We start from the raw sequence: 22,116 nt of genomic DNA on the forward strand, positions 1-22,116 counted from the left end.
TAACCAGCTACTAATGGTTTCGCTGATTTTGTTTCACGCAGCTTTTTAAAGTTAATTGAAAGCCTTTGAAAAATAGGGCTAAGTAAATGGAGGTATTCGTGCAAAAGTTAACTATTTTATTGATCACTTTACTGTTGTCGCTTCCCATTCTGTCAAAAGAACTTACTTGCGATAACGAGTGTAAAAAAATACAAACTGAAAATTACCTGCGCAATATTGTGCAAATTTTTATAAAAGGGTCGACTGTAAAAGAAATAGATAACTTTCTTGATGGATTACACGAAGAGGTAAAATACGAGCATCAAGAGTATGAAGCTGATTTTGATAAAACAAAATGGCGTAAAGCGTTTATTAATCAATTAGAGTTGGGTTCATATGTAAGTAGCCCAAACGCCAGAGCCAAAATATTAAATATTATTTATGGTAAAAATCATGCGGCAGTTGAGTATTCCTACGGTACATTGAATGAGGACGGAAGCTGGACTAAAGGGCATGTAAAGTTCGCTTTGTTTGGCTTTAAAGACGGAAAAGTCTCACTCGTTAGGGAATATTGGTAAGTCTCAAAGAATTTAAGTGGAGCTTTCAGTGGCTTCGCTTATAACTTCAAACTACTAAAAGACATTTTAAAGAAGTGCCTTTTGTCTTTTAGCTATTAGAACGTACTAATTTCATTATTGTTTCTATAGTTACTGTGCAGTCTTAATAAAGATCTTAAAAAATAGTCGTTTACTTTCTTAAAGCGTTAATACTAAATATAAAAATGCTCGTTAAATGTTGTGTATTACGGTGAAATACCACTAATTCTGTGTTTTGTACTCAATTTTCTCTTTTCTAGTTTCTAATACGTTGAAATTGTGTGATATTAATGCAAGTTAAATGAATTTTATGAGATGGGTTTTGCTGAGACGTCTCGATAATAAACGGTTAGGCGTGCCAACAAGGAAGTAGTAAATTGAAATATTTAGTCTTAATATCCATCGTCACTTTATTCGGATGTAGTTCTACACCTAAAATTACTTCAAATACTGATACGGCAAGTATTATGAATTTGATTGCTTTAACTGAAGATAAGGCACCTGAAGGGGTCAAAGGTACGTTTCGATTTCCAATAAAAACTTCAGGTAATCAAAGAGGTGTTATCTATTTTAATACTGAAAATGATTATCGAGATAGAAGAAATATTACCGTAGCAATTCATCCTAAGCTAATTAATGCGTTTATAAAAAAGTATGGTGAATCTCCGGAGTCATACCTCATAGATAAAACTATTGAAGTAACTGGTGAGGCAAAGCGTATGAAAATTTTCTTTTTTTCAAAGGGAAAAATTACTAAAAAATACTACTTTCAAACGCACGTTAGAGTTGCCTCGCTTGAGCAAATTAAAATTTTGAGTTGAACATGTCTAACTAAGCCGTTGAGTGGCAATGCTAACAGTTGCTCGGTTCCGTTTCTCCACACAATTTAAGCAAGCTCGTTTTAGCCCTTAACGGGGCATTTGAGTTATAAGTCGATTTTAGGAAAAATTATGGACAATAGAGATGAATTGATACGTTTTACTAAAAAGGGAATTGGCTTCCCTTTTGCGGGATTAATTGTAATGTGCGTTTGTGCTATTGCTATTAACTTACTTCCACAAAGGCAGGCTTTAATAACAACTATCATTGCTACAGGAAGTACATTCCCAATTGCATTTTTTATCTCAAAAATATTTCGAGTCAACCCATTTGCTAAACTGCCGCCATTAACAAGTTTAGGTACTGTGCTCGCCTGTGCTCAATTCTTATATTGGCCTGTGCTTATTCTAGTACTGCAATTAACACCTAATTGGTTTCCTTTTACTTTAGCAATTCTTTTTGGCTCTCATTTTATTCCTTTTGGTTGGCTTTATAAAAGTAAAGCCTACTATTTTTTAGGTATAACTATGCCTCTAATGGGGTGTGTAATGGCTATTTGGGGGAGTGAGTTCTCATATGCATATACATTTATTGCACTAATTCCATTGTATTTAGCGACCTGTTTGCTTCTTCTTAAAGAAAATTCAACAGCCAAGTGCGCAGTTATATAGCATTAACAAAGCAACAAAGCTGAATTGTTAAAGTACGACTTAATTCCGTTTCGTTACACATCTTGGCCAAGCGTAATTTACTTCTTAGTAGGGCGTTAGCAATATAATATGAAATCACCAGACCGCGATAAAACCTCAAAAATGACAGATTTACCAAATATTGGTAAAGCTATATCGGCTGATTTAGAAAAAATTGGCTTAACTCATCCAAAACAGCTCATTGGCAAAAATGCATATGACTTGTATCAACAACATTGTACTAGACTAGGATGCAAACAAGATCACTGTATTATAGATGTTTTCTTATCGGCAATATCTTATATGGAGGGTGGTGATTCACTTCCGTGGTGGCACTTCACAAAAGAAAGAAAACGTTACATGGGGTAGTGTTTTGCTAATAAGTTGTTCAAGCTGAGCTGCTAAAGTTTGGCTCTGTTCCACTTTACTTCACAGATTAGCTAACTAAATTTTGCCCCTTACATGATTGCTATCCAGTGCTGATTTATTAATATGATTGCAGGGGTTAAATTAAACATAAAGCTTCTAGCGCAGTAAGGCGCACTAATTTAATTCTTATATTCATATTAATGTGGATTTTCACCAATTCCACATTTTGGGTTTCATTCACCTTTTCTGGTTTCTAATTCATTGAGATTGTGTGATATTAATGTCAGTTGAATAATTTTATGGGGCGAGGGTTATGAGTGCGTCTACATGAAAAACTGTTAGGGTTGAAATTAACTATGAGTCACAAAATTGAAATATTAGAAGGCTCTGAAGTAATTAAAGTTACTCACGAGTGTGTTGTGACTTTAGAGAAACGCTCACTCGTTCTTAATGAACTATGTCGTGACTTTAATATTTTTAAAAGGTTTCGGCTGTTAATTGATGTTAGAAATATTAAACAAGGAATGAGTTCTATTGAGCAAGAAGTTTTTGGAAAGTATATCTCATCAAGAGATGAATTAAAGGGGGCTTCAGTCGCTATACTGCTAAATGTTGGCCAGCCTACTGATGAATTACTGAGTAAAGAAGCTCATAAAAAGGGTCTCGAAATTAAGTTGTTTAGTAGTGAAGAAAAGGCACTATTTTGGCTTGGTAATAAAACCTAACAAATTGTTCAGCTGGACTGCTTAAGTTCACTTCAGTTTCACTTCGTTTCAAAGTATAGCAAACAATGACCAACCATCTTAAATGGGCGTTAGTTTACTAGCCTAAGCCTAGCGTGCTTTTATAAATAACATTAATTTACCTGATGGTTATTCACTCATAAATTGGAACAATTGCAATGGTTTACTTATTATCTATTTGCGTATTAGATAGTATCTCTCCAAAATTAAACGTTAATCTATTCGGGAAGTATAAATAGGATGAATAAAATTAAATTACTTTTAATGACTGCTGTGTTGTTTGCCTCTTATTTGTCGTTGCCTAGTCATGCTGAAGCTTTGACAGGTAAGGAATATCAAGCAGTTGTTGAAACCGCTTATAATTACTTTAATGGAGTTGCAAATGGAGATCAAAAGCTTCTTTCTAAAGCCTTTGATCAAGAGTTTGGTCATGTGAAAATGATTACCCTTAGCAAGGAAACAGGAAAGGAAGTCATCAGAACAGTTCCATTAAAAGAGTTTGCTGGTTATTTCAAAAAAGCGACCAAAGATAAGTGGGAAGCGAATATATTGTCTGTTGATATTGTTGACGATCAAATGGCTATGGTAAAACTTGACTTTCATACCCCAAAAACACACTACATCGATTATTTAGTTATGTATAAGCGCCAAAATGAATGGCGTATTATCAATAAAACTTTTACCGCAAAGAACAAAGTCGTTATAAAGGAAAATTAACAAGGCAATCGAGCGGTATTTTTAACTGTTGGCTGGTTCCGTTCTGATTCACATTTTAGCCAAACAATTTACCCTTTATACGGGCAGTATACGGTTTTAGATATTTGTGTAATTATAACTTAAGGTTGCAATGATATGAGCGAAAATAAAGTTAACAATAATATGGGATTGGCTATAGCAATGGGAGCTGGGATTGGTCTTGTTTTTGGGCAGTTTATTTTTGATGATGTTGGCATAGGCTTATCCGCAGGAGCTGGGCTTGGAGTTGTCTACGGCACTATAAATAAATTTAAACATAATAAGAGTGACGATAGCCAATAAATCACATAATTTAACCCTATTACAAGCCAATCAAGTGTGATTTTTAACAGTTGGCTCGGTTACGATACATAATTTCAGCAAACTATTAAAAAGCCCTTTTATGTGGGCGTTAGCATGTCTATAACTTTTTCATCCAATAGAGAGTTTTTATGAAAATTAGGTTTTTGTTATATATTCAAGTCGCAGGTTTTTTATGCTTAGGCTCTACTCTAAGTTACGCGTCAGATTCAACTGCAATCGAAGCTTATATGATGCTTAAAGCTAAAGATTTAAAGAAAGACAATATTAAAGAGTTCTTATGGACAGGAGAAGTTAACGGCACCGTAAGTGAAGAAACCCGGAATTGGAACCGTCCTTTATTTGAAATATGGGGAATTAGTGATCGTTATCCAGGTACGCAAGGAATGCCAGTCCCTCTTGTTCAACCATATAGTGTTACAGACCCTGGATTTAAAGGTCCAAATAATGAAGATTTTGGAGTTGAAATAGAATTTGGAGACGAAACTATAGCTCCTAGAGAGCAGAATAGTAAAAATGTTCGGTTTTATACGGATTTTGGTCAAACTGGTGCAGCAGATTTAGGAATGACTCGAGCAGAAATGCACATTCGTACTACATTACAGAAATTAAACGTCGAAGAAGGCTCAACTTTATGGCTTGGCTGGTCTGAATATTATAGCGATTTAGACAAGTCAAAGGTGACAACAGTATTTCAGTTTAGAAACCAACCTAATACAACTACACTTGCTGAAAAAGGTTTTAATAACGATGATATTGCTTTAATAGTTGATGAACAATTAACTACTGGGGGGCCTGCAATAGGCATTATTACCACTCCAATTAATGGTCAATTACATTACCAATTCACTGCTCGCGACGGAGAGCCAACAAATTGGACTGTCCCTACAGGCAATACCCATATATCTAGTAAGAGTATAAAAATAGGGAAATGGTATGATTTCGTAGTTCAAATTAAATACTCACAAGAATCAGATGGCCGTTTTAGAATTTGGCTTTTTGAGCATGACCCCTTAAGTAACGATAATCTAAGTATTGAAAATTCACTTCCTGAATGGGATTACAATGGGCCTACAATGTATCAATATCCGAATAACTTCGACTTCCCTATACCTTCTCCTGAAATTCGTACAGGGGTATACAGACATGAGCGCATGAAGAATAATGAAATAATAACAGAAGAAGAACGCTATATGACTAAATACTTAGGTCCACTAAGACTTTGGAAAGGTCTTGAAGATGATGGTTTCAATAAAGTTAAATCTAAATAAAAACAAAGAGATAATTATGATAAATAAAAAATGTAAATCATTGGTAGCCATTTTATTCGCTATGACATTTATTCAACCATGCCTTGCCCAAAATAACTCGGGAAAATCCAATATAAATTATTATAAAATAGACGCCAGTAGAATAGTCGTATATGCAGACACTGCGACTAAATTTATTGATAATGAAAACTGCAGCGGTTCAAATGAAGCAGCCGCAGTAGCAATATCTACTGAGCGTGAAAACTTTACTGAACTTTATGCTTCAATAATGCTGGCTCATGCGAATAATAAAAAAATTGCATTTTGGTTAGATGGTGCATGTACTCCGTCAATGGCAGGTGGGCCATTTCCAACAGCAAGCATGGTTTACGTACATTAAATTTCTAGGTCGTCGAAAGGCTTACTAACAATGGCTTTCAAGACGGAAAAATTGCAGTTGGCTTTTTGTTCGTACCTCACTTATTTTAGCCAACTGTGATTTGCCGCTTAAAACAGCGTTAGGCATTCTAAGGAGATATGGTGAAAGTTCACCTAGTTGTAGCACACCCAGAACAAGGTTCTTTTAATTTCGCGTTACACAAAACAGCAATAGAAGTTTTGAACAAAGAGAACATCAAGTTTGAAGTTTCAGACTTGTATGAACAAAACTTCAATCCTGTTGCGGGGAAAAATGATACTACTAATTTTCCAATTGAAGATATATTTCAATTGGCAAAAGCCCAAAGGTTAGCGCTTTCAAGTAACTCTTTTGCAAATAGCATTAGTCAAGAGCAAGAAAAGTTGGCTTCATCCGATCTGCTAATTTTTCAATTTCCTTTATGGTGGTGGTCTTTTCCTGGCATATTAAAAGGCTGGATAGATCGTGTTTTATCTTCCGGCTTTGCTTATGGTAACAATGCAATACTGAAGCCTAAAAAAATCATGTATTCAATTACAACAGGCGGTGCTAACTCTAAAGAGGAGTTAGAATATTACCAAAATAAAATCGATGGATTATATCAAGATATATTTGGATTCATCGGTTGGGAAATACTACCTGCTTTTATCGCTCATGGTGTGCAACGAAAAACAGAAGAAGAAAGGACGTTGTTACTCAAAAGTTATAAAGAGCACTTAGCTAAAAACGTAATTGCTGATAGTTTAGTGCTGTCAAATGCCTAACAAGGGTTTTCAAGTCGGACAAATAACAGTTGGATTTTACTACAGCGTCGCTTATTTTAGCCAACAATTATTTGCCTCATAACGAGGAGTCATTTTGGCCTTACTTACTAAAATGACTGCTGGATTGGACAGACTTTATCTAAACATATAGCTTCTAATGCAGCAAGGTGTACTAATGGTGTACTTTTGATTTTTTTAAAGACTCGAGTGTACTCCTTTAATTCATCTTACTGTGAATTTTCACTAATTCCACTTTTGGGACTTTATTCAGTCTTTTCTAGTTTCTAATGCGTTGAAATTATGTGATATTAATGTCAATTAAATGAATTTTATGGGACGGGAATTACTGAGACGTCTACATAATAAGCTGTTAGGCGAAACATGGAGAGAATATAAACATGGCAGTAGTAAAATCGGTATTGGTAATATTAATTATTTCCTTAATTGGGGTAGTGGTTTTTCACAAAGACATTGCGTCAAAAATATTAGTACCTCAATATATTGAATGGGGCTATGAAATCGAGGAACAAGGGCTTGAATTGGGTGTTCCTTTAGATAGCGAAGGCCTAATGTTAGCAAAAGATATTGGTATTAAATCTCCAGAGAAAATTAGAATTGTTTATGTTGATGAAGTGCCTTTTCCACACGATAACTTTGCTTTAAAGGTGTTAGGCGAAGCCGTAGGGTTTATAGGAGATAATATTACAACCGAAGCGCAGGCTTTTGGTTATTCAATATATGTTAGAAAAGATTTAGAGTTTGATAAACCAAAGTTAGCTCATGAAATCGTTCATGTCTTGCAAATAGAGAGGTCAAACTTTAAGGACGTAACTTTACAACACTTATCTGATCTTGCTAAATATGGATACGATAAAGCTCCACTAGAAGTTGAAGCGTTCGAGGCTAATATAAAGTACGGTGGGTAATCCGCCTAATAAGCTGTTCAAGTGGGAATTTTTACAGTTTGCCTAGTTTCGCTACGCTACACATTTTAGCCAAACATTATCAGCCCCTTAACAGGGCATTATAAATACAAGGAAGGGTCAATGAAAATTTTCACCATAATATTATTGTTCATAGCTTTTAATCTATCAGCCAAAGAAGAAAGTGGGGTTGTTGTGAAAATACTTCCTGATTCTTTGGTTTTAAACTCAAGTTGTAAAGCAATGGCAGATTTAGTTGCCCAAGACTTTTCAATTTTATACGCCTGTAAAGACTCTTCTCAGCGTATGTACTTTTATAATTTCCGACTAAATAATATAGATTTAGTGGCTGACTTTAAGGAAAGTTCAACTGATGTTGTGGTAAATGAAAGCAAGTTTAAGTCTTATACGCTTTACGAATTAACCGCAAAGAACTCTGATAATAAGCAGATCAAATTTGTTTCCTATTGCACAAAGGAGCTTTGCCTTGATTTGGTTAGTGATAATGAATATGACAAATCAATTCAAGACTCTATAACATCGCAATTACGTGGCTAAGTATTTATAACAAGCTAATTAATAAGGACAAAAACTAGTTGATTGTTTTCGTTCCTCAACATTTTAGTCAACAAATTTTTGCCCATTATTAGGGCGTTAGGTGTTCGAAAAATGAAATCTTCAATTACTGATTGGATCCAAGCTCTTGCAGTTACTATTGGGATTGCATTTGCCATGCGGGAGTTTGTTCTACATGACCGAGCACAGGAGCGCTTACAAAAAGAGGCGGTGCTGCAACTCATAGTTAGTGGGCAGAATGAATCAATATCGAAATCCGCACAAAGGATTCAGGAAGTATTTAATGAGCTGATAAAAAAGAAAGATGCTACTAAGGAAGAATGGGGGCACCTGCAAACGATTTATTTTCCAATTCAGGCACACTTAAGTGCTTGGGGATTTTGTTATCACAACAATATGTGCAATCGAAATCTTACTGAAGCTTATATCTGCGAAAACCTCGTAGATTTCGACAAATTTAGAGTCGTTGTGAATAAAAAAGTAGATAAACCTGATTTCACTCGGGAAAAAGGGTATGCGGCATTGCTCAATGTATGCGTATCAAAAAAGTATTAATTGCATCGCACACTTAACAAGACAATCAAACGGATACGCGACAGTTGGCTCGGTTTCGCTTCACACTTTAGCCAACTATTACTTAGCTGCTTATTGTAGCGTTATTTTTGGCCTTACTTACTAAACTGACTGCTAGATTGGACAGATTTTATCTAAACATATAGCCTCTAACGCAACAAGGTGTACTAGTGGTGTACTTTTGATTTTTTCAAAGGTTCGGGTGTACTTCGTTAATTCATATTGCTAAGAAATCATAGCATGACCAAATGTGTAAAATTTTTTTTCAATACTAATTATAAAAGAGCATAAATTTATTCTAAATATCATTTGAAACAATCCACCTCCTTTCTTATTTTCTTGTAATTATTCTTGGCTAGATAAGTGCAGATTATTACTACATAATGGAAATCTTCCAAAATAATTCATAACCAAAGGACTTTTATTGCAGCTTCATGACATAACTCTAATGTTAACTTTATCTTTAGCGTCTTTGGTTGGTGCTATTATCCTGGGAATTTTATCGCAGTTGAGTCGAGCCGTTGAAGGTTCGAAATATTGGGCAATTGGTCTTGCATTATTATCTGTCGCTTATGGCTCCCACTTATTTCTACAGGGAATGCCATTATCCATAAGAGCCAATAGCCATAATTTATGCTTGGTCTTGGGACATGCTTGCTGGTTGATAGGAGCATATAAATTTGTTGGACGACCATTAACAATTCAGCAAAAAACTTGGCTTATTTTTCCTGTCGTTGTTCTTATTCTAACTTTCACCATGATATGGCCAGCAATAGAATATCGGATTGCTATTATCGGCATTTGGTTGATTGTAGTTCGTCAGCACTATGCGTGGATATTGTTTCGATACGCTCATAATAATCGAATAGAAAAGTTGGCAGCCAACATTGCCGCTGTCGTAGCGTTAGCAGAAGTTTGCTTTACAATTATTTATACTATTTACGGTTCGCTCGGACATCTATCTTTTGTGGGTACGCAAATGAGTTGGGTATCGGGCATAACGTGGTTAGGTGCTTTATTAGGTATTACTATTAGTACGCCACTATTAATGTTGCTAAGTGTGGGAAGATTGGTTGAAAAGCTCGATTTTGCAGCCCATCATGATCCATTAACAAAGTTGCTAAATCGTAGAGGTTTCTTTGCTCAAGCTAAACCAATACTGTCAATTTCGAAACGCAATAAGCAGCTGGTCACCGTGATGATGTTAGATATTGATCATTTTAAACGTATAAATGATCAGTACGGCCATGCGATAGGGGACGATGTATTAGAAATATTTTCAGGTACATTACGAAGTACACTACGTGAAACTGATATTGTTGCTCGTTGGGGTGGAGAAGAGGCATGCATATTATTGCACGACGCCAATGCTGATTATGCAATTACGATTGCAAATCGTATAAGAGAGTCTTTCAGTCTTGCTTGCAAAGCAACGTCAGCTTTTGATAACGCTATTACGCTAAGTGTAGGTATCGCCAGTAAACAACTATCAGATGTTGATACGTTTGATTTTATTCAAGCCGATGCAGACAAAGCATTATACAGTGCTAAAAGCCAAGGTAGAAACTGTGTATATGTAAGTGCTATGTAGCGTTTCTGAGCTTTTGTATCGTTAATGATTTCAATTGCTGGATTGAACTGATTTTACCTAAATACAAAACCCTCAAGGCAACAACGCGTACTAATGGTGTACTTTTGATTTTTTCAAAGGTTCGGGTGTACTTCTTTAATTTTTATATTCATATTACTGAGACGTCTGCATAATAAGCAGTTAGGGCTCTGTAGTATCAATTAAGCATATTCATCTAATTTGAATTTTGAGTATCGTAAAAGTAAGTTTATGAAGATAGCAATAGTTTTGGGAGCGACAGGTTTAGTAGGAAAAAAACTTGTCGAAAGATTAGTGAAAGAGCCGAGTATTGAAAAAGTTGTTACTATTACAAGGCGACATGTTGAGTACGCATCCCCAAAAATTGTTAATGAAGTTATCAACTTTGAAAATATTGAGGAATACATTAATGTTTTTAGAGGAGATATGATTTTTTCATGCTTAGGGTCAACAGTTAAACAAGCCGGAACTTTTCAAAAGCAAAGAAAAGTTGACTTCGAATACCAGTACAAAGCAGCAAAGCTAGCTTCAGAAAATAAAGTAAGTCATTATATTTTGGTTTCTTCTAGTGCCGCTAATGAAAAAAGTAAAAGCCCATATTTAAAAATGAAAGGTGAATTAGAGACTGAAGTTTCAGCGTTGCCTTTCAAACAGATAACTATATTACAGCCCTCTCTTCTAAAAGGAGAGCGCGAGTCTTTTCGGTTAGGAGAGACTATTGCAAACTGGTTACTTCCCATTATATGTAAATTGCCATTTCTTAAGCAGTACAGACCAATATCAGGAGAAGATGTTGCTAAGAAAATGGTGTCGGTTAGCTTGTCGCCTGGAAAAGGGAAGGAAATATACCGGCTTGATGAACTTTTTAGTAAAAGGTAAAGTTAAACAAAGCTCTAACAAGCTGTTCAAGCGGGGTAAATAACAGCTGGCTGGTTCCGCTTCGCTTCACATTTTAGCCAATTACAATTTGCCCCTTAATAGTACTTTAGTTGCCAAAGGAGAATCTGGTGAAAGTTGATGATATTAGAGTTTTCATCCCTAGTAAGAATTACGAAATATCTAAGTCCTTTTACCAAGCTTTAGGCTTTAAAATGGATTATGTAACTGATGATTTATCTTTATTCGAAAATGGCGAATGTACGTTTTTTCTACAGCGGTTTTATAACGAAGAGTTAGCAAAAAATTTAATGCTTCAACTTTCAATTTTAGATATAAATGAAGCCTTTGAGGTTATTTCAAGTCTTGATGGTTTCGACATAAAGTATGAACCAATTAAAATTGAGCATTGGGGGAAAGTTGTTTATCTGTGGGGGCCATCAGGAGAGCTTTGGCATGTCACAGAATGTAGCAACTAACAAGCTGTTCAAACGTAAAAATACAGCAGGCTGTTTTCACTCCGTTCAACATTTTAGCCAACTACAATTCTCCCCTTAACAGGGCGTTATGTTACTTAACTCTTCATTATTTCAATCGAGGCACTTGTGGGTTCTTTTAAAAATATTAATGTAGTAGGAACAAGCGCTAGTGGTAAATCTACATTTAGCAAAGAATTAGCGGCTAAATTGAATGTTCGATATATAGAAATGGATGAACTCTTCTGGAAACCTAACTGGGAAGAGTCGAGTAATAATGAGTTTCTTTCTAAAATCGAGGTAGCTATTTTGAAGGATGGCTGGGTTCTTGATGGTAATTACTCCAGAACTTCCTCGTTAAAATGGGCCAAAGTTAACACAATTATTTGGCTCGATTACTCGTTAAGTCGCACTATATTTCAGGCCTTTAAAAGAGCAATTCAGCGAATTATAAGTAAACAAGAAATATGGCCTAATACTGGAAATGTTGAATCATTTAAAAAAACATTTCTTAGTCGAAAGTCAATAATTCTATGGACATTGCAAAATTATCATTCAAATCGTAAGAAATATTTTGAAATAATGAAATCTGAGAGATATTCACACATTGATTTCGTTAGGTTAAACTCGCCAAAGCAGGCAAAAAAATTTATTGCTGAATCTCTTGTGTAGTTAACAATATAACAAACTAATTAACAGGACAAAAAGCTAGAGAGCTATTTTTGTCCTTTATTAGGGCGTTAGCAGTACAGGAAAGTTATGTATCAAGGAAGCTGCCTCTGTGGCAAAATTAAATATCGATTACTAAGTAAGCCGAAAAAGGTTACGAGTTGTCATTGTACTATGTGTCAAAAGCAACACGGTGCAGCTTTTGCTACATACGGAAGCCTTCTAAAAGCAGATTTAGAGTATGTTGTTGGAAAACGGCTTTTAAAATCTTATAACTCATCAGGGACAATTAAACGCAAATTTTGTGGCGAGTGTGGTTCTAATATTGAGTGGTCTGGAAGTTCTAATTTTCCAGACTGGACATCAGTTACGCTATCAACCTTGGATACACCCTTTTATCCTGAAGAAATTTCGAATATCTATACTGAAACAAAGCAGTGTTGGCTAAAATGCAGCTAACAAGCAAGTTAATTAGGATACGTAAAGTTGGCTGCGTTCTGCTTTGATACACATTTCAGCCAACGTTACTTAGCCTATCATGTGGGCGTTATTTTTGGCCTTACTTATATCTGACTGCTGGATTGGACTGATTTTAGCTAAATACATAACCTCTAGTGCGGCAAGGTGTACTTTTGACTTTTTCAAAGGTTCGGGTGTACTTCCTTAATTCTTTATTTCGAAATAGATTGATTTTTATTATACCTTTTTAATATCTTAATGGAATTTCAGATTTTATTATGTCAGGTTTTGAAGACAATTCCCCAGAATTCACTAATGATTCTAAATAAAGCTCCATAGAGTCAGCAGCTAAATCTTGATTGGGATTAGGACCAATAGTTACACTTAAGATTGCATTAGAAGGTATGTTTAATTCGATGTACGGAATTAACATACCTTGTTTGTTTCTGAACTTTAGAGGATTTTTATCTCTTTTAAAAAGCTCGATAAATAGTCTGTATTCTTGTTCTTCAGAAAAACCTTTATCTTTCCAAAAGCTAGTAATATGATATATTTCTTCGATTTTTTTAGTTTGTATACTAGGTGCAGTCCAGCTGTCATTGTTGCGTAAAGCTTGGCTGTTATGATATTCCAGTTCCCACTTTGCTAATTCTTGAATAGGTATAGAAAGTCGTTCAATAGCTTCTTTTTCGTCATAAATACATTTGCCAAAATGACTTCTAGATATAGGAGTATTAGAAAGTTTTGGTTTGCTTAAACCAGTTGAAATGTTACCGGCCAACTCTAATAGTTCTTTTTTGCAAAACTCAATATTGTAACCACCATTTGTAGGGGTATATCCTCTCCACTGGCTTAATAGGTCTCCGTCTTGACAAAAAGATACAGCATAACAATTTTTTTTCTTAGGTCGGTTTCGATATCCTTCATATTTATGTCATTGAATACATCGTCTACAGAAAAATTTTCATTTACGCATAGCTTTTTTACTTCTTCCCAAAGAGTTTGATTTACGTGGTTTATGCCATTTCGTAATTCATTCCCATCATTTAGAAACCTAAGGTTAGAGAGCCATAAGGTTTTGTTTGATAAAATTGATTTAGTTGCATCAAGGTCAGTGTAGTGAAATAAATTCATAGTTATATTAATTAGGGGTCTTAGATTTTCATTAATCTTTTTTGATAATCAAATTGAATGCATTAGTTGATGAAAAACTGTGCTATTTCATTGTTGTAAGTATTATTCTCTTTTACTAACCATCTTTTAAACGCGGTAAATGGACTAGCATTGTTAACTTCATATTTTATATCATCTAGGTCATCTTGATCGCGTTCTTCAAGGTAATCTCTTACTAAGTTTTCAAATTGATTGAGTTCATCAAGTAGGTCTTCAACAATTACTTCTGCTTGAAGCTCTTTTCGCTTATTTGTTCCTTTGTACACAGCATTAAGTAAAGTGATAGTATCTGGAGATATTTGACTTGACGCTAGTTGAGTTAGTTTAACTTGTTGTCCTATTGGCGCTAGTGGCTCTATTGCAAACTTTATATGTGCTTCAGGGAGTTCACTTGTACAATCAATTAGTGTTTTATAATCATCTGATTTAATAGCGTTACAATGTTCGCAGGCATTAAAAATATTATACCAATCAAATTTTTCATCTTTTCCTAAACATTGAGGGCGAAAGTGTTCTATTCGTATTGACCTTGTTTTACTTTCGCATATATAACATTTCATATGAAAATCTATTGCCAATTGAGTAACTACTGAGTCTAAATTATATGTTCCTGTTGTTAAGCTTTTTTGGTGTAATAGCTGGGTTTCGATTGCTGGATTACTAGGTTTTTCAAAATAAATCATTTAGTAATACCTTTATTTTAAATCTAAGTTTTTTAATTCTCTTTCAATAGCTGCATTTTTATATATAGGAACTGATTGCAATTCATTTTTCAATTGCCTTAATAATTTTCGTTCCCCTCTATCTAGCTCTTTTTTTTCCACTAAATTTTTGTATAGTTGAATTTTATTCTTAAGTACCTTGGAATATTTTTCAACCTCAAAATAACCTTCTACTAATGCTTCGTATGAGTATGCCCAGAGCATCTCTTCTTGATTGATTGTTTCACCACTTTCTAAGTCGTATATTACTGCGTTATTCACAGATGAAAGGACGAAAGGTGAGTGTGTAGTTATTATAAATTGGATGTGTGGAAATATAATGTTTAAAAAAGGCAATATTTGTCGCTGTAAAGAAACATGCAAGTGAGTTTCTATTTCGTCAATAAGTACAATGCCACCTATATCAAGCCTGCCAAAACTTATTGCTTCCATTCTAATTATTATTTCTGTAACCACGTTAACTATTGCAGAGTACCCGTCTGAAAGTACTTTCATATCAATAATTTCTTTATTCTCGGTTTCCAAAACAAAGTTTAATTCGTTTCGCAAGAACTTTAATTTTACTTTTTTTTCAAATAAGCTACTAAATAAACTTTCTAGGCTAGAAAACCATGAACGTATTTTATCTGCCTCGTTGGTATCATTGTCTTCATTTGCAAATGCTAACTGAGATCTTCTGTTAACTAAATGGTGAATAAATTTTGTCCCAGCATTGTTCGACCCAATAGGTTCTACAGTAAGCTTAGGTGACTCTATATGAGTAGGTTGTGTTAAGTTTGTAATTCGTTTTGCGGCAAAGTAAGCGAGTACATTGTGATTTTTCGCAGTATCGTTCATGCCAGAGTAACTAATATTTAGTGCTTGACCCATCCGAAAAAGTAAGTCGATTTGCTGTTCAAGGTAGCCCGAAACTGTAGAGTAATCTCTTGATTCGGCTTTAAGCTGTCTTATGCTTTTTTTGTAGTTCTCAATTACGTCTCGTTTATCTTGAGCTTTTTTTTCCATACCTTGTAGGTTTGTTGTTTGGACATTATCTCTAATTGAACGTAAAAGGGTGCTTTTTCCACACGCATTCTTACCAGTTATAATTATGTTTTGTTTTTTGTCTTTTGGTAAATTAATTTCAATATGTTTTTGTTTTATAAATGGGTGGTCATCAGCATTAATTCTAGTTATGTATAAAGTTTGAGGCATTTTTTCTTCCTATCAATTATCACTTTTATAAATGTAAAATTAATTAATTTTTACATTCTTTGACCTGACCACACTACACGGCCAATTAGTTCTATATCTGTTCCATTTAAATGCTTTTTGTTAATTCCCCATGGCTCGTACATGTTGTTATCAGATTTTACTTTGATGCTATGTAAATACATTGGACCGGGTAATGGCAATAAGCGTTTGATTAATAAATTGTTGTCGTGACGCATTACGTAAATGCCGCCATTCTTTAATCTTTTGTATATGCTAGCATTTTTAGACAAACTCAAAAGCAGAAATTATTGATATTTTTGTTTCTATGCTTTCTTATAAATTTTGCTTAACTCTTTTTAGCACATGTTTTAGATTATCAGTGTATAATCGCGTTGTTTTTATGATGTGTGTTGTCATCAGTTATATCACGCGAATCGTTTATAAAGTACATCGAACAAGGTAGAAAATTGTCTAGCTCAGTAAAGTCATTAAACCCAACAAATTCAATAAGTCACAAGCTTTCCATAGCACCCATGTTAGATTGGACGGATCGCCATTGTCGGTATTTTTACCGTGTAATGTCGAAGCAAACGGTGCTGTATACGGAAATGGTAACTACTGGCGCTATTCTATTTGGTAAGGGAAATTACCTAGAATATAACGAGCAAGAGCATCCTGTTGTGTTACAACTGGGTGGTAGTGACGTAAAAGCGATGACTGAATGCGCGAAAATTGCTGAGCAGCATGGCTACGATGAAATTAACATTAACGTTGGCTGCCCGTCAGACCGCGTGCAAAACGGTATGTTTGGCGCGTGTTTAATGGCAGAGCCACAGTTAGTTGCTGATTGTGTTGCAAGTATGCAAGATGCCACTAATGTGCCGGTTACAGTGAAATCTCGTATTGGTATTGATGACTTAGACAGTTATGAGTTCTTACATAAGTTTTTAACAACGGTAAGTGCGGCAGGGTGCCAGCATTTTATTATTCATGCGCGCAAAGCCTGGTTAAGTGGTTTAAGCCCTAAGCAAAATAGAGATATTCCGCCGTTGGATTACCAAAGAGTTTACCAAGTGAAGCGTGATTTTCCTGAGTTAGAAATATCGATTAATGGCGGTATTAAAAGCTTTGCTGAAGCTAATGAACATATGCAGCATATTGATGGCGTAATGATAGGCCGAGAAGTTTATCAAAACCCTTATATGTTAGCTGAGGCTGATAACGCTATTTGGCAGGCCAATACTGCTGTTAAATCTCGACAAGCTATTGTTGATGAAATGTCGGAATATATTGATCGCAATGTTGCTAACGGTGGTCGTGCCTGGCATGTTATTAGGCATATGCTTGGGCTGTGTAATGGCTTAGCAGGCGCCAAGCAATTTCGTCGCTTTTTAAGTGAGAATTGTAGTGGTAAAGAAGTTACTGGTGATATTTTGCATCAGGCATTTGCCAATGTTAAAAACTTAAATCCAGATCTAAACTAATAGCTATTGGCTTTTTAATTATTGTTGATTGATAGCTAGCCCGCAATATATGTATGTCTCGATATCGGTAAGTCATTTCCCGATATCGGGACATTTTTTTGGTTTTTTATCAGAAACTCTTTAATTCACTATTAATTAGTAAATTTAACCACATTGTCCGTAAAACAGGGGGTTTTTAACAAATACAGAAAATTTGTAAAAATTAAATTCAATTTAAAAACAATAGGTTAACTTTTTTTTCGATCCTTGGCACAACCTTTGTAAGTGTTTGTGCAACTTAATTAGTAACAAATTAAAAATGTTACTTTAAAAACTGCTTAAAAGGATTGATGCAATGCCAAGTTTAACCATGTTATTTACTCTATTTATGTTGCCAGGTGTATGTATGTTAGCAACGTCTTTTGTTGTGGCTCGTTTAGAGCAAGGTAAAAAATCTTTATTGTCGTAAGGTGAGTTTGAGACTAAACCTTGCGGCATTTTTGTTTTAAGGCTGATGTACGCCATTGCCTAACGACTTATTACACTAAAACACTCTCCATTATTTCTCCATGTTACTTTGCTGATGGCTGCCAAACTAAAGACTATTTCAAACTAATTTGAATAGAATCCCTAACATTTACTAGCACTGTACATTCTGTTTAAACTCGGTTAATTTTGCTTAATGTTACTCAGCATAGCGTTATTAAAATGACTCATTTTCAACAGTTAATATCTTGTATTGATTTACATTCTATTTTAGATAGATCCGATTTAGTGCTGCTAGATGCTAGTATTCCCCCTGTAGGTAATATGAAAGCTGCTGAATTTAGCTGGCCAACGCATGCCATTCCTAATGCTCGTCGCTTTGACTTAAATAAAGACTTCTCTGATCTTGATAGCCAATTACCTCATACTATGCCGTCAGCTGACTATTTTGAGCGTGCAGCGCAAGCATTGGGTATTAATCAGCAAAGCCAAATTGTAATTTATGATGATCTTGGTTTGTTTTCAGCTGCTAGAGCTTGGTATATGTTCAAAGCCATGGGCCATAAAAATGTTGCAGTATTAGATGGTGGTTTACCTTACTGGGTTAAAATGAATAAACCGTTAGTAAGTGCCGAGAACAACCTTAAAGTAGCAAGTAAATTACTAACAGGAGACTTTATTGCAAAGGCTAACGAAAATTACTTTTGTGATTGGCAGGAAGTTGAAAAACAAACCCAGCAACAAACTGAATTAATACTTGATGCTAGAGCCAATGCTCGCTTTAAAGGCGAGGCTGCAGAGCCACGTGCGGGTGTGCGTAGTGGTCATATTCCAAATTCTAAAAACTTACCTTTTAGTGACTTACTAATAGAAGGTGTTTTTAAAAGCACTGATGATGTGGTTGAAATATTTAAAAGGTTAAATGCAGATAATAAACCTATGATTATGAGCTGTGGCTCTGGCGTTACGGCATGTGTGCTCGCACTAGCTGCTAATATTAGTGGCTTGAATGATGTTCGTGTTTACGATGGTTCATGGAGCGAATGGGGATCACTTGAACATACAAAGGTCGACAAGGGCTAGTTGCCACTATAAGTTTAATTACGACTTAGCTAATAAAGCTTAAATTGATGGCAGTAGCCTAGCTGCCATTTTCTATTTTTATCTTACTTTCTGCTCAGCATTCTCAATTCAATTTTATTCTTTAATATCGGTTGGTCAATTTAACCAATGGTAGTGATTATATTGACCATATTTTCGTGTGACATATTATGTCTGGCGAGGGTGATTTTTATTGATAAAATTAAAAAGTCTTTTATAACAGGTGTTTAAAAGTTTTTTAGCAATTGGCACAGCACTTGTAATAGTAATATCAGAAATCAACAAGAAGAGCTAACAGTTAGCTTTTCATGTGACAGACATAAGGATATTCATAATGAAACTATTACAAAGTAAACGCACTTTAAGCACCGTTTTATTATCTTGTACGTTGCTATTTACAGTAGGTGCTTCGGCACAAGAAGCTTCACTGGAAAGAAGCTTAGCAGCAACGGTACAGGCACAAGGACAAAAGGTTGCACGTGATTTATCTGCAGAACTTTCAAATTCAATTAAAGCTGAGCTGCAACGATTTTCAATGCGCTACACCTTAGTAAGCAGTCAAGACGTGGCAGCAGTTACCAAGCAAAGTAAATTACGTCAACAAAAACAACAAACTTCAGAAGAGTAATAGGAGAAAAACCATGGGCATGTTTTCACGATTCACAGATATTGTTAACGCGAATATTAATTCAATGTTAGATAAAGCAGAAAACCCTGAAAAAATGATCAAGTTGATTATTCAGGAAATGGAAGAAACTCTGGTTGAAGTGCGTTCAACAGCCGCGAAACACATTGCGGAAAAGAAAACGGTAATGCGCAATATTCGTGATATGGAAAGTCGTGTTGCCAACTGGCAGCAAAAAGCCGAGCTAGCGTTAACTAAAGGCCGAGAAGACTTAGCAAAGTCGGCACTTGTAGAAAAGCAAAGTTGTGCGCAAAAGCTTGCTGAATTTAATGAAGAGTTAAGCCAGTTTGATGAATTTTTAACAGCGGTTCAGCAAGACGGACAGCGCTTACAAGATAAGCTAAGCGAAGCAAAACGTAAGCAAGAAGCCTATGCAATGCGTCAACAGTCAGCTGAAGTTCGTTTGAAAGTTCGTGAAAAAGCGGCGGTTTACAATATTGATGAAGCTATTAGTAAGTTTGAGCGCTATCAGCAAAAGATTGACCGAGTAGAGGCAGAAGTTGAAGCTTATGATATGACAACTGCAAAAGACTTAGACAGCCAGTTTCGTGAGCTAGAAACTAATGAAAATATCGAGCAAGAGCTTGAGCAACTTAAGAAAAAAGTTGTTAACGGTTAAGAGATAGGCAAGGTATTAACGTGGCATTTTCATCGTGGTTGATTGCTGGTGTGATGTTTATTACACCAGTGGTTAGCTTCTTTATCGGTGCTGGGCTGCTAGTTTTTTTAAAGTTGATGTTCAAACGCCCCAGAATTGGACATGAGGAGTAAAGTATGAGTTTTAATCGCGAATATTCAGTAAATAAAACCTTAACGAAAGATACGGTTCACAAGAAGTTATCGGGCGTTTGTGGTGGTATTGCCAAGCATTATAACGTACCACGTATTGCGGTTAGAGCTGGCGCTATTGTTGCCTTGCTAATGTTTCCTGTAGCTACTGGCGTTGCCTATTTAGTTGCAACTTTATTAATGCCATCGAAAATAAGTAAATATTAACCTTCTGTTGTAAGAGTTGTAATTAACTTTAGAGGTTACCAGCGCTTTTATAAAGAGGGAGAACCAATGTCATTCTTTAAATCATTATTTTTAGCTATTTTTGCCACGATGTTTTTAACCTATGTTTTAGGTACAAGTTTGATTGAGCTACTTGATGTCGACATCTATATTGGTGAACAATTGATTGAACCATTAAAGGCAATTAGTATCTCAGCATTAGTTGTGGTGTTATTGGTGTTGGTTGCATTGGCTATCGCCATGAGTGTATTTGGCTCACTAATTTTTGTCGCCATTCTGTTACTAGGTGGCGGTGCTATGTTGTTAATTGGTGTGTTTTGGCCAATTATTTTAATCGCTATGGTTATTTGGTTAGTGACGCGAGACAAAAGAGCAGCTCAATATTAACACCGCTTAATATGACGAATAATAAAAATACAGGACGTAAGATGAAAAGAAAATTGGTGGCGCTAGTTATTGCTGGTGCAGTAAGTATGGCAAGTTTTGCTGATATTAATGATGTACAGCAGGCATTGGAAGCTGAAGATAAAGTTGCAGCTCAGCAGGCCTTTGATGGTTTATCATCAGCTGACAAAAACAGTATTGATGGAAAAGTGTTAACCGGTCGACTAATGCTGGTTAAAGAAGATACTGAAGATGCATTTGATTACTTTGAAGAGCTGCAAGACGAGCATAGTAGCAATGTTGATGTGAATTATTACTTAGGTGTTAGCGCGGTAATCATGGCGCAAAAAGCGAGTATTTTTTCTAAGCTAGGCTATGCAAAAGACTTTATTAAAGCCATGGAAAAAACCGTTGAACTTAAACCTGATCATCAAGATGCGCTTAATACTTTAATCGGCTTTCATCTGAATGCGCCAAGTATAGCTGGTGGTGATTCGGAGCAAGCACTTACTTTTGCTAAGCAACTGCAACAATATGATGAAGAACAAGGGTATAGTCAAATTGCCAATGTTTACTGGCAAACAGAAAAGCCGGAACTCGCCAAGCAAATAATGGCTGAGGGCTTTAAGAAACACCCTGAAAGCGGCACGTTATATTTTACTCGTGCCATGGCGAATATTGCCGATGAAGCTTGGCAAGATGCCAGAGCTGATTTAATTTTTGCAGCTAAATATGCAAAAGATGATGAGAAAAAAAGCCGAGCTTTATATCAGCAAGGTAAAGTTTCAGTGAAGTCTGGTGAAGAAGCGGCATTGGGTATTGATGCTTTAACGCAGGCATTACCCATTGCTGATAAACAATATAAACCTTGGGTTACTTATCGGTTAGCGCAGTTATATATTACTGAAAAACAGTTAACTAAAGCGGGTGACTTTATCGCTGAAATTGATGTAAGTGAAGATGAAGAACTTGAAGATAAAGTGAAAAAATTGAAGAAAAAATTAAAGAAATTGATGGGTTAAGAAGCAGGGAAATTAAGAATAAGCTGAT

General features: G+C 35.5%; 28 protein-coding genes and 1 pseudogene. 25 read left to right on the forward strand and 4 right to left on the reverse strand.

Annotated elements, in window-relative coordinates:
- Positions 1-98: 98 nt before the first annotated feature.
- The 18 genes from AC27E9_RS17015 (at position 99) to AC27E9_RS17100 (ending at position 12,844) form a co-directional block, all read left to right on the forward strand.
- Positions 99-557, forward strand: a complete 459-nt coding sequence (locus AC27E9_RS17015; protein WP_487132240.1) for a nuclear transport factor 2-like protein — start codon at positions 99-101, stop codon at positions 555-557.
- Positions 558-952: 395 nt separating this feature from the next.
- Positions 953-1,396 (forward strand): hypothetical protein, encoded by a 444-nt coding sequence (locus tag AC27E9_RS17020; protein ID WP_487132241.1) that lies wholly within the window; start codon positions 953-955, stop codon positions 1,394-1,396.
- A 129-nt stretch (positions 1,397-1,525) separates the two neighbouring features.
- Entirely contained in the window at positions 1,526-2,065 is a 540-nt protein-coding gene (locus AC27E9_RS17025; RefSeq protein ID WP_487132242.1) for a DUF7010 family protein, read from the forward strand.
- 108 nt (positions 2,066-2,173) lie between these two features.
- Positions 2,174-2,452, forward strand: coding sequence for a helix-hairpin-helix domain-containing protein (locus AC27E9_RS17030; RefSeq protein WP_487132244.1), 279 nt, complete (start codon positions 2,174-2,176; stop codon positions 2,450-2,452).
- Between the two features lie 356 nt (positions 2,453-2,808).
- Positions 2,809-3,177, forward strand: coding sequence for a hypothetical protein (locus AC27E9_RS17035; protein ID WP_487132246.1), 369 nt, complete (start codon positions 2,809-2,811; stop codon positions 3,175-3,177).
- A 258-nt stretch (positions 3,178-3,435) separates the two neighbouring features.
- Complete coding sequence (locus AC27E9_RS17040) at positions 3,436-3,912, forward strand: nuclear transport factor 2 family protein (RefSeq protein WP_487132247.1); 477 nt, start codon at positions 3,436-3,438, stop codon at positions 3,910-3,912.
- Positions 3,913-4,047: 135 nt separating this feature from the next.
- The gene (locus AC27E9_RS17045) at positions 4,048-4,233 is read left to right on the forward strand and encodes a hypothetical protein (RefSeq protein ID WP_487132249.1); all 186 of its coding nucleotides are present in this window, start codon (positions 4,048-4,050) and stop codon (positions 4,231-4,233) included.
- Between the two features lie 149 nt (positions 4,234-4,382).
- Positions 4,383-5,522, forward strand: a complete 1,140-nt coding sequence (locus AC27E9_RS17050; protein WP_487132251.1) for a heparin lyase I family protein — start codon at positions 4,383-4,385, stop codon at positions 5,520-5,522.
- Positions 5,523-5,538: 16 nt separating this feature from the next.
- Complete coding sequence (locus AC27E9_RS17055; protein ID WP_487132253.1) at positions 5,539-5,901, forward strand: hypothetical protein; 363 nt, start codon at positions 5,539-5,541, stop codon at positions 5,899-5,901.
- 137 nt (positions 5,902-6,038) lie between these two features.
- The gene (locus AC27E9_RS17060) at positions 6,039-6,683 is read left to right on the forward strand and encodes an NAD(P)H-dependent oxidoreductase (protein WP_487132255.1); all 645 of its coding nucleotides are present in this window, start codon (positions 6,039-6,041) and stop codon (positions 6,681-6,683) included.
- A 398-nt stretch (positions 6,684-7,081) separates the two neighbouring features.
- Positions 7,082-7,609 (forward strand): hypothetical protein, encoded by a 528-nt coding sequence (locus AC27E9_RS17065; RefSeq protein ID WP_487132257.1) that lies wholly within the window; start codon positions 7,082-7,084, stop codon positions 7,607-7,609.
- Between the two features lie 120 nt (positions 7,610-7,729).
- Positions 7,730-8,164, forward strand: a complete 435-nt coding sequence (locus AC27E9_RS17070) for a hypothetical protein (protein WP_487132259.1) — start codon at positions 7,730-7,732, stop codon at positions 8,162-8,164.
- 111 nt (positions 8,165-8,275) lie between these two features.
- On the forward strand, positions 8,276-8,737 hold the full coding sequence (locus AC27E9_RS17075) for a hypothetical protein (protein ID WP_487132261.1): 462 nt from the start codon (positions 8,276-8,278) through the stop codon (positions 8,735-8,737).
- A 466-nt stretch (positions 8,738-9,203) separates the two neighbouring features.
- A complete protein-coding gene (locus AC27E9_RS17080; protein ID WP_487132263.1) occupies positions 9,204-10,346 on the forward strand; it encodes a GGDEF domain-containing protein in 1,143 nt (380 codons plus the stop codon).
- Positions 10,347-10,595: 249 nt separating this feature from the next.
- Positions 10,596-11,243: an NAD(P)H-binding protein gene (locus AC27E9_RS17085; protein ID WP_487132265.1), complete on the forward strand. Its 648-nt coding sequence runs from the start codon at positions 10,596-10,598 to the stop codon at positions 11,241-11,243.
- 128 nt (positions 11,244-11,371) lie between these two features.
- Positions 11,372-11,719 (forward strand): VOC family protein, encoded by a 348-nt coding sequence (locus tag AC27E9_RS17090; RefSeq protein WP_487132267.1) that lies wholly within the window; start codon positions 11,372-11,374, stop codon positions 11,717-11,719.
- Between the two features lie 126 nt (positions 11,720-11,845).
- Entirely contained in the window at positions 11,846-12,388 is a 543-nt protein-coding gene (locus tag AC27E9_RS17095; protein ID WP_487132269.1) for a P-loop NTPase family protein, read from the forward strand.
- Between the two features lie 87 nt (positions 12,389-12,475).
- Positions 12,476-12,844: a GFA family protein gene (locus AC27E9_RS17100; protein ID WP_487132271.1), complete on the forward strand. Its 369-nt coding sequence runs from the start codon at positions 12,476-12,478 to the stop codon at positions 12,842-12,844.
- Positions 12,845-13,091: 247 nt separating this feature from the next.
- Here the strand turns inward: AC27E9_RS17100 and AC27E9_RS17105 are convergent.
- The 4 genes and pseudogenes from AC27E9_RS17105 to AC27E9_RS17120 all read right to left on the reverse strand — a co-directional run.
- Positions 13,092-13,682 (reverse strand): annotated as a pseudogene (locus AC27E9_RS17105) (DUF2971 domain-containing protein); the annotation flags it as partial.
- A gap of 358 nt (positions 13,683-14,040) precedes the next feature.
- Positions 14,041-14,700, reverse strand: a complete 660-nt coding sequence (locus AC27E9_RS17110; protein ID WP_487132273.1) for a hypothetical protein — start codon at positions 14,698-14,700, stop codon at positions 14,041-14,043.
- Between the two features lie 12 nt (positions 14,701-14,712).
- On the reverse strand, positions 14,713-15,933 hold the full coding sequence (locus AC27E9_RS17115; RefSeq protein WP_487132275.1) for an AAA family ATPase: 1,221 nt from the start codon (positions 15,931-15,933) through the stop codon (positions 14,713-14,715).
- A 50-nt stretch (positions 15,934-15,983) separates the two neighbouring features.
- Positions 15,984-16,223: a S24 family peptidase gene (locus AC27E9_RS17120; protein ID WP_487132277.1), complete on the reverse strand. Its 240-nt coding sequence runs from the start codon at positions 16,221-16,223 to the stop codon at positions 15,984-15,986.
- Positions 16,224-16,466: 243 nt separating this feature from the next.
- Here AC27E9_RS17120 and dusA point away from each other — a divergent pair, with 243 nt between their 5' ends.
- The 7 genes from dusA to AC27E9_RS17155 all read left to right on the forward strand — a co-directional run bounded on the left by dusA (position 16,467) and on the right by AC27E9_RS17155 (position 22,088).
- On the forward strand, positions 16,467-17,417 hold the full coding sequence (dusA, locus tag AC27E9_RS17125) for a tRNA dihydrouridine(20/20a) synthase DusA (protein ID WP_487132371.1): 951 nt from the start codon (positions 16,467-16,469) through the stop codon (positions 17,415-17,417).
- A gap of 687 nt (positions 17,418-18,104) precedes the next feature.
- A complete protein-coding gene (locus AC27E9_RS17130; protein WP_487132279.1) occupies positions 18,105-18,965 on the forward strand; it encodes a sulfurtransferase in 861 nt (286 codons plus the stop codon).
- 352 nt (positions 18,966-19,317) lie between these two features.
- On the forward strand, positions 19,318-19,611 hold the full coding sequence (locus tag AC27E9_RS17135; RefSeq protein WP_487132281.1) for a hypothetical protein: 294 nt from the start codon (positions 19,318-19,320) through the stop codon (positions 19,609-19,611).
- 13 nt (positions 19,612-19,624) lie between these two features.
- Complete coding sequence (pspA, locus tag AC27E9_RS17140; RefSeq protein WP_487132283.1) at positions 19,625-20,287, forward strand: phage shock protein PspA; 663 nt, start codon at positions 19,625-19,627, stop codon at positions 20,285-20,287.
- A 155-nt stretch (positions 20,288-20,442) separates the two neighbouring features.
- Complete coding sequence (locus tag AC27E9_RS17145; protein ID WP_487132285.1) at positions 20,443-20,664, forward strand: PspC domain-containing protein; 222 nt, start codon at positions 20,443-20,445, stop codon at positions 20,662-20,664.
- A gap of 66 nt (positions 20,665-20,730) precedes the next feature.
- Positions 20,731-21,069: a hypothetical protein gene (locus AC27E9_RS17150; protein ID WP_487082323.1), complete on the forward strand. Its 339-nt coding sequence runs from the start codon at positions 20,731-20,733 to the stop codon at positions 21,067-21,069.
- A gap of 41 nt (positions 21,070-21,110) precedes the next feature.
- Positions 21,111-22,088, forward strand: a complete 978-nt coding sequence (locus tag AC27E9_RS17155) for a tetratricopeptide repeat protein (protein WP_487132287.1) — start codon at positions 21,111-21,113, stop codon at positions 22,086-22,088.
- Positions 22,089-22,116 lie beyond the last annotated feature (28 nt).

The sequence above is a fragment of the Colwellia meonggei genome (genome assembly GCF_057537295.1).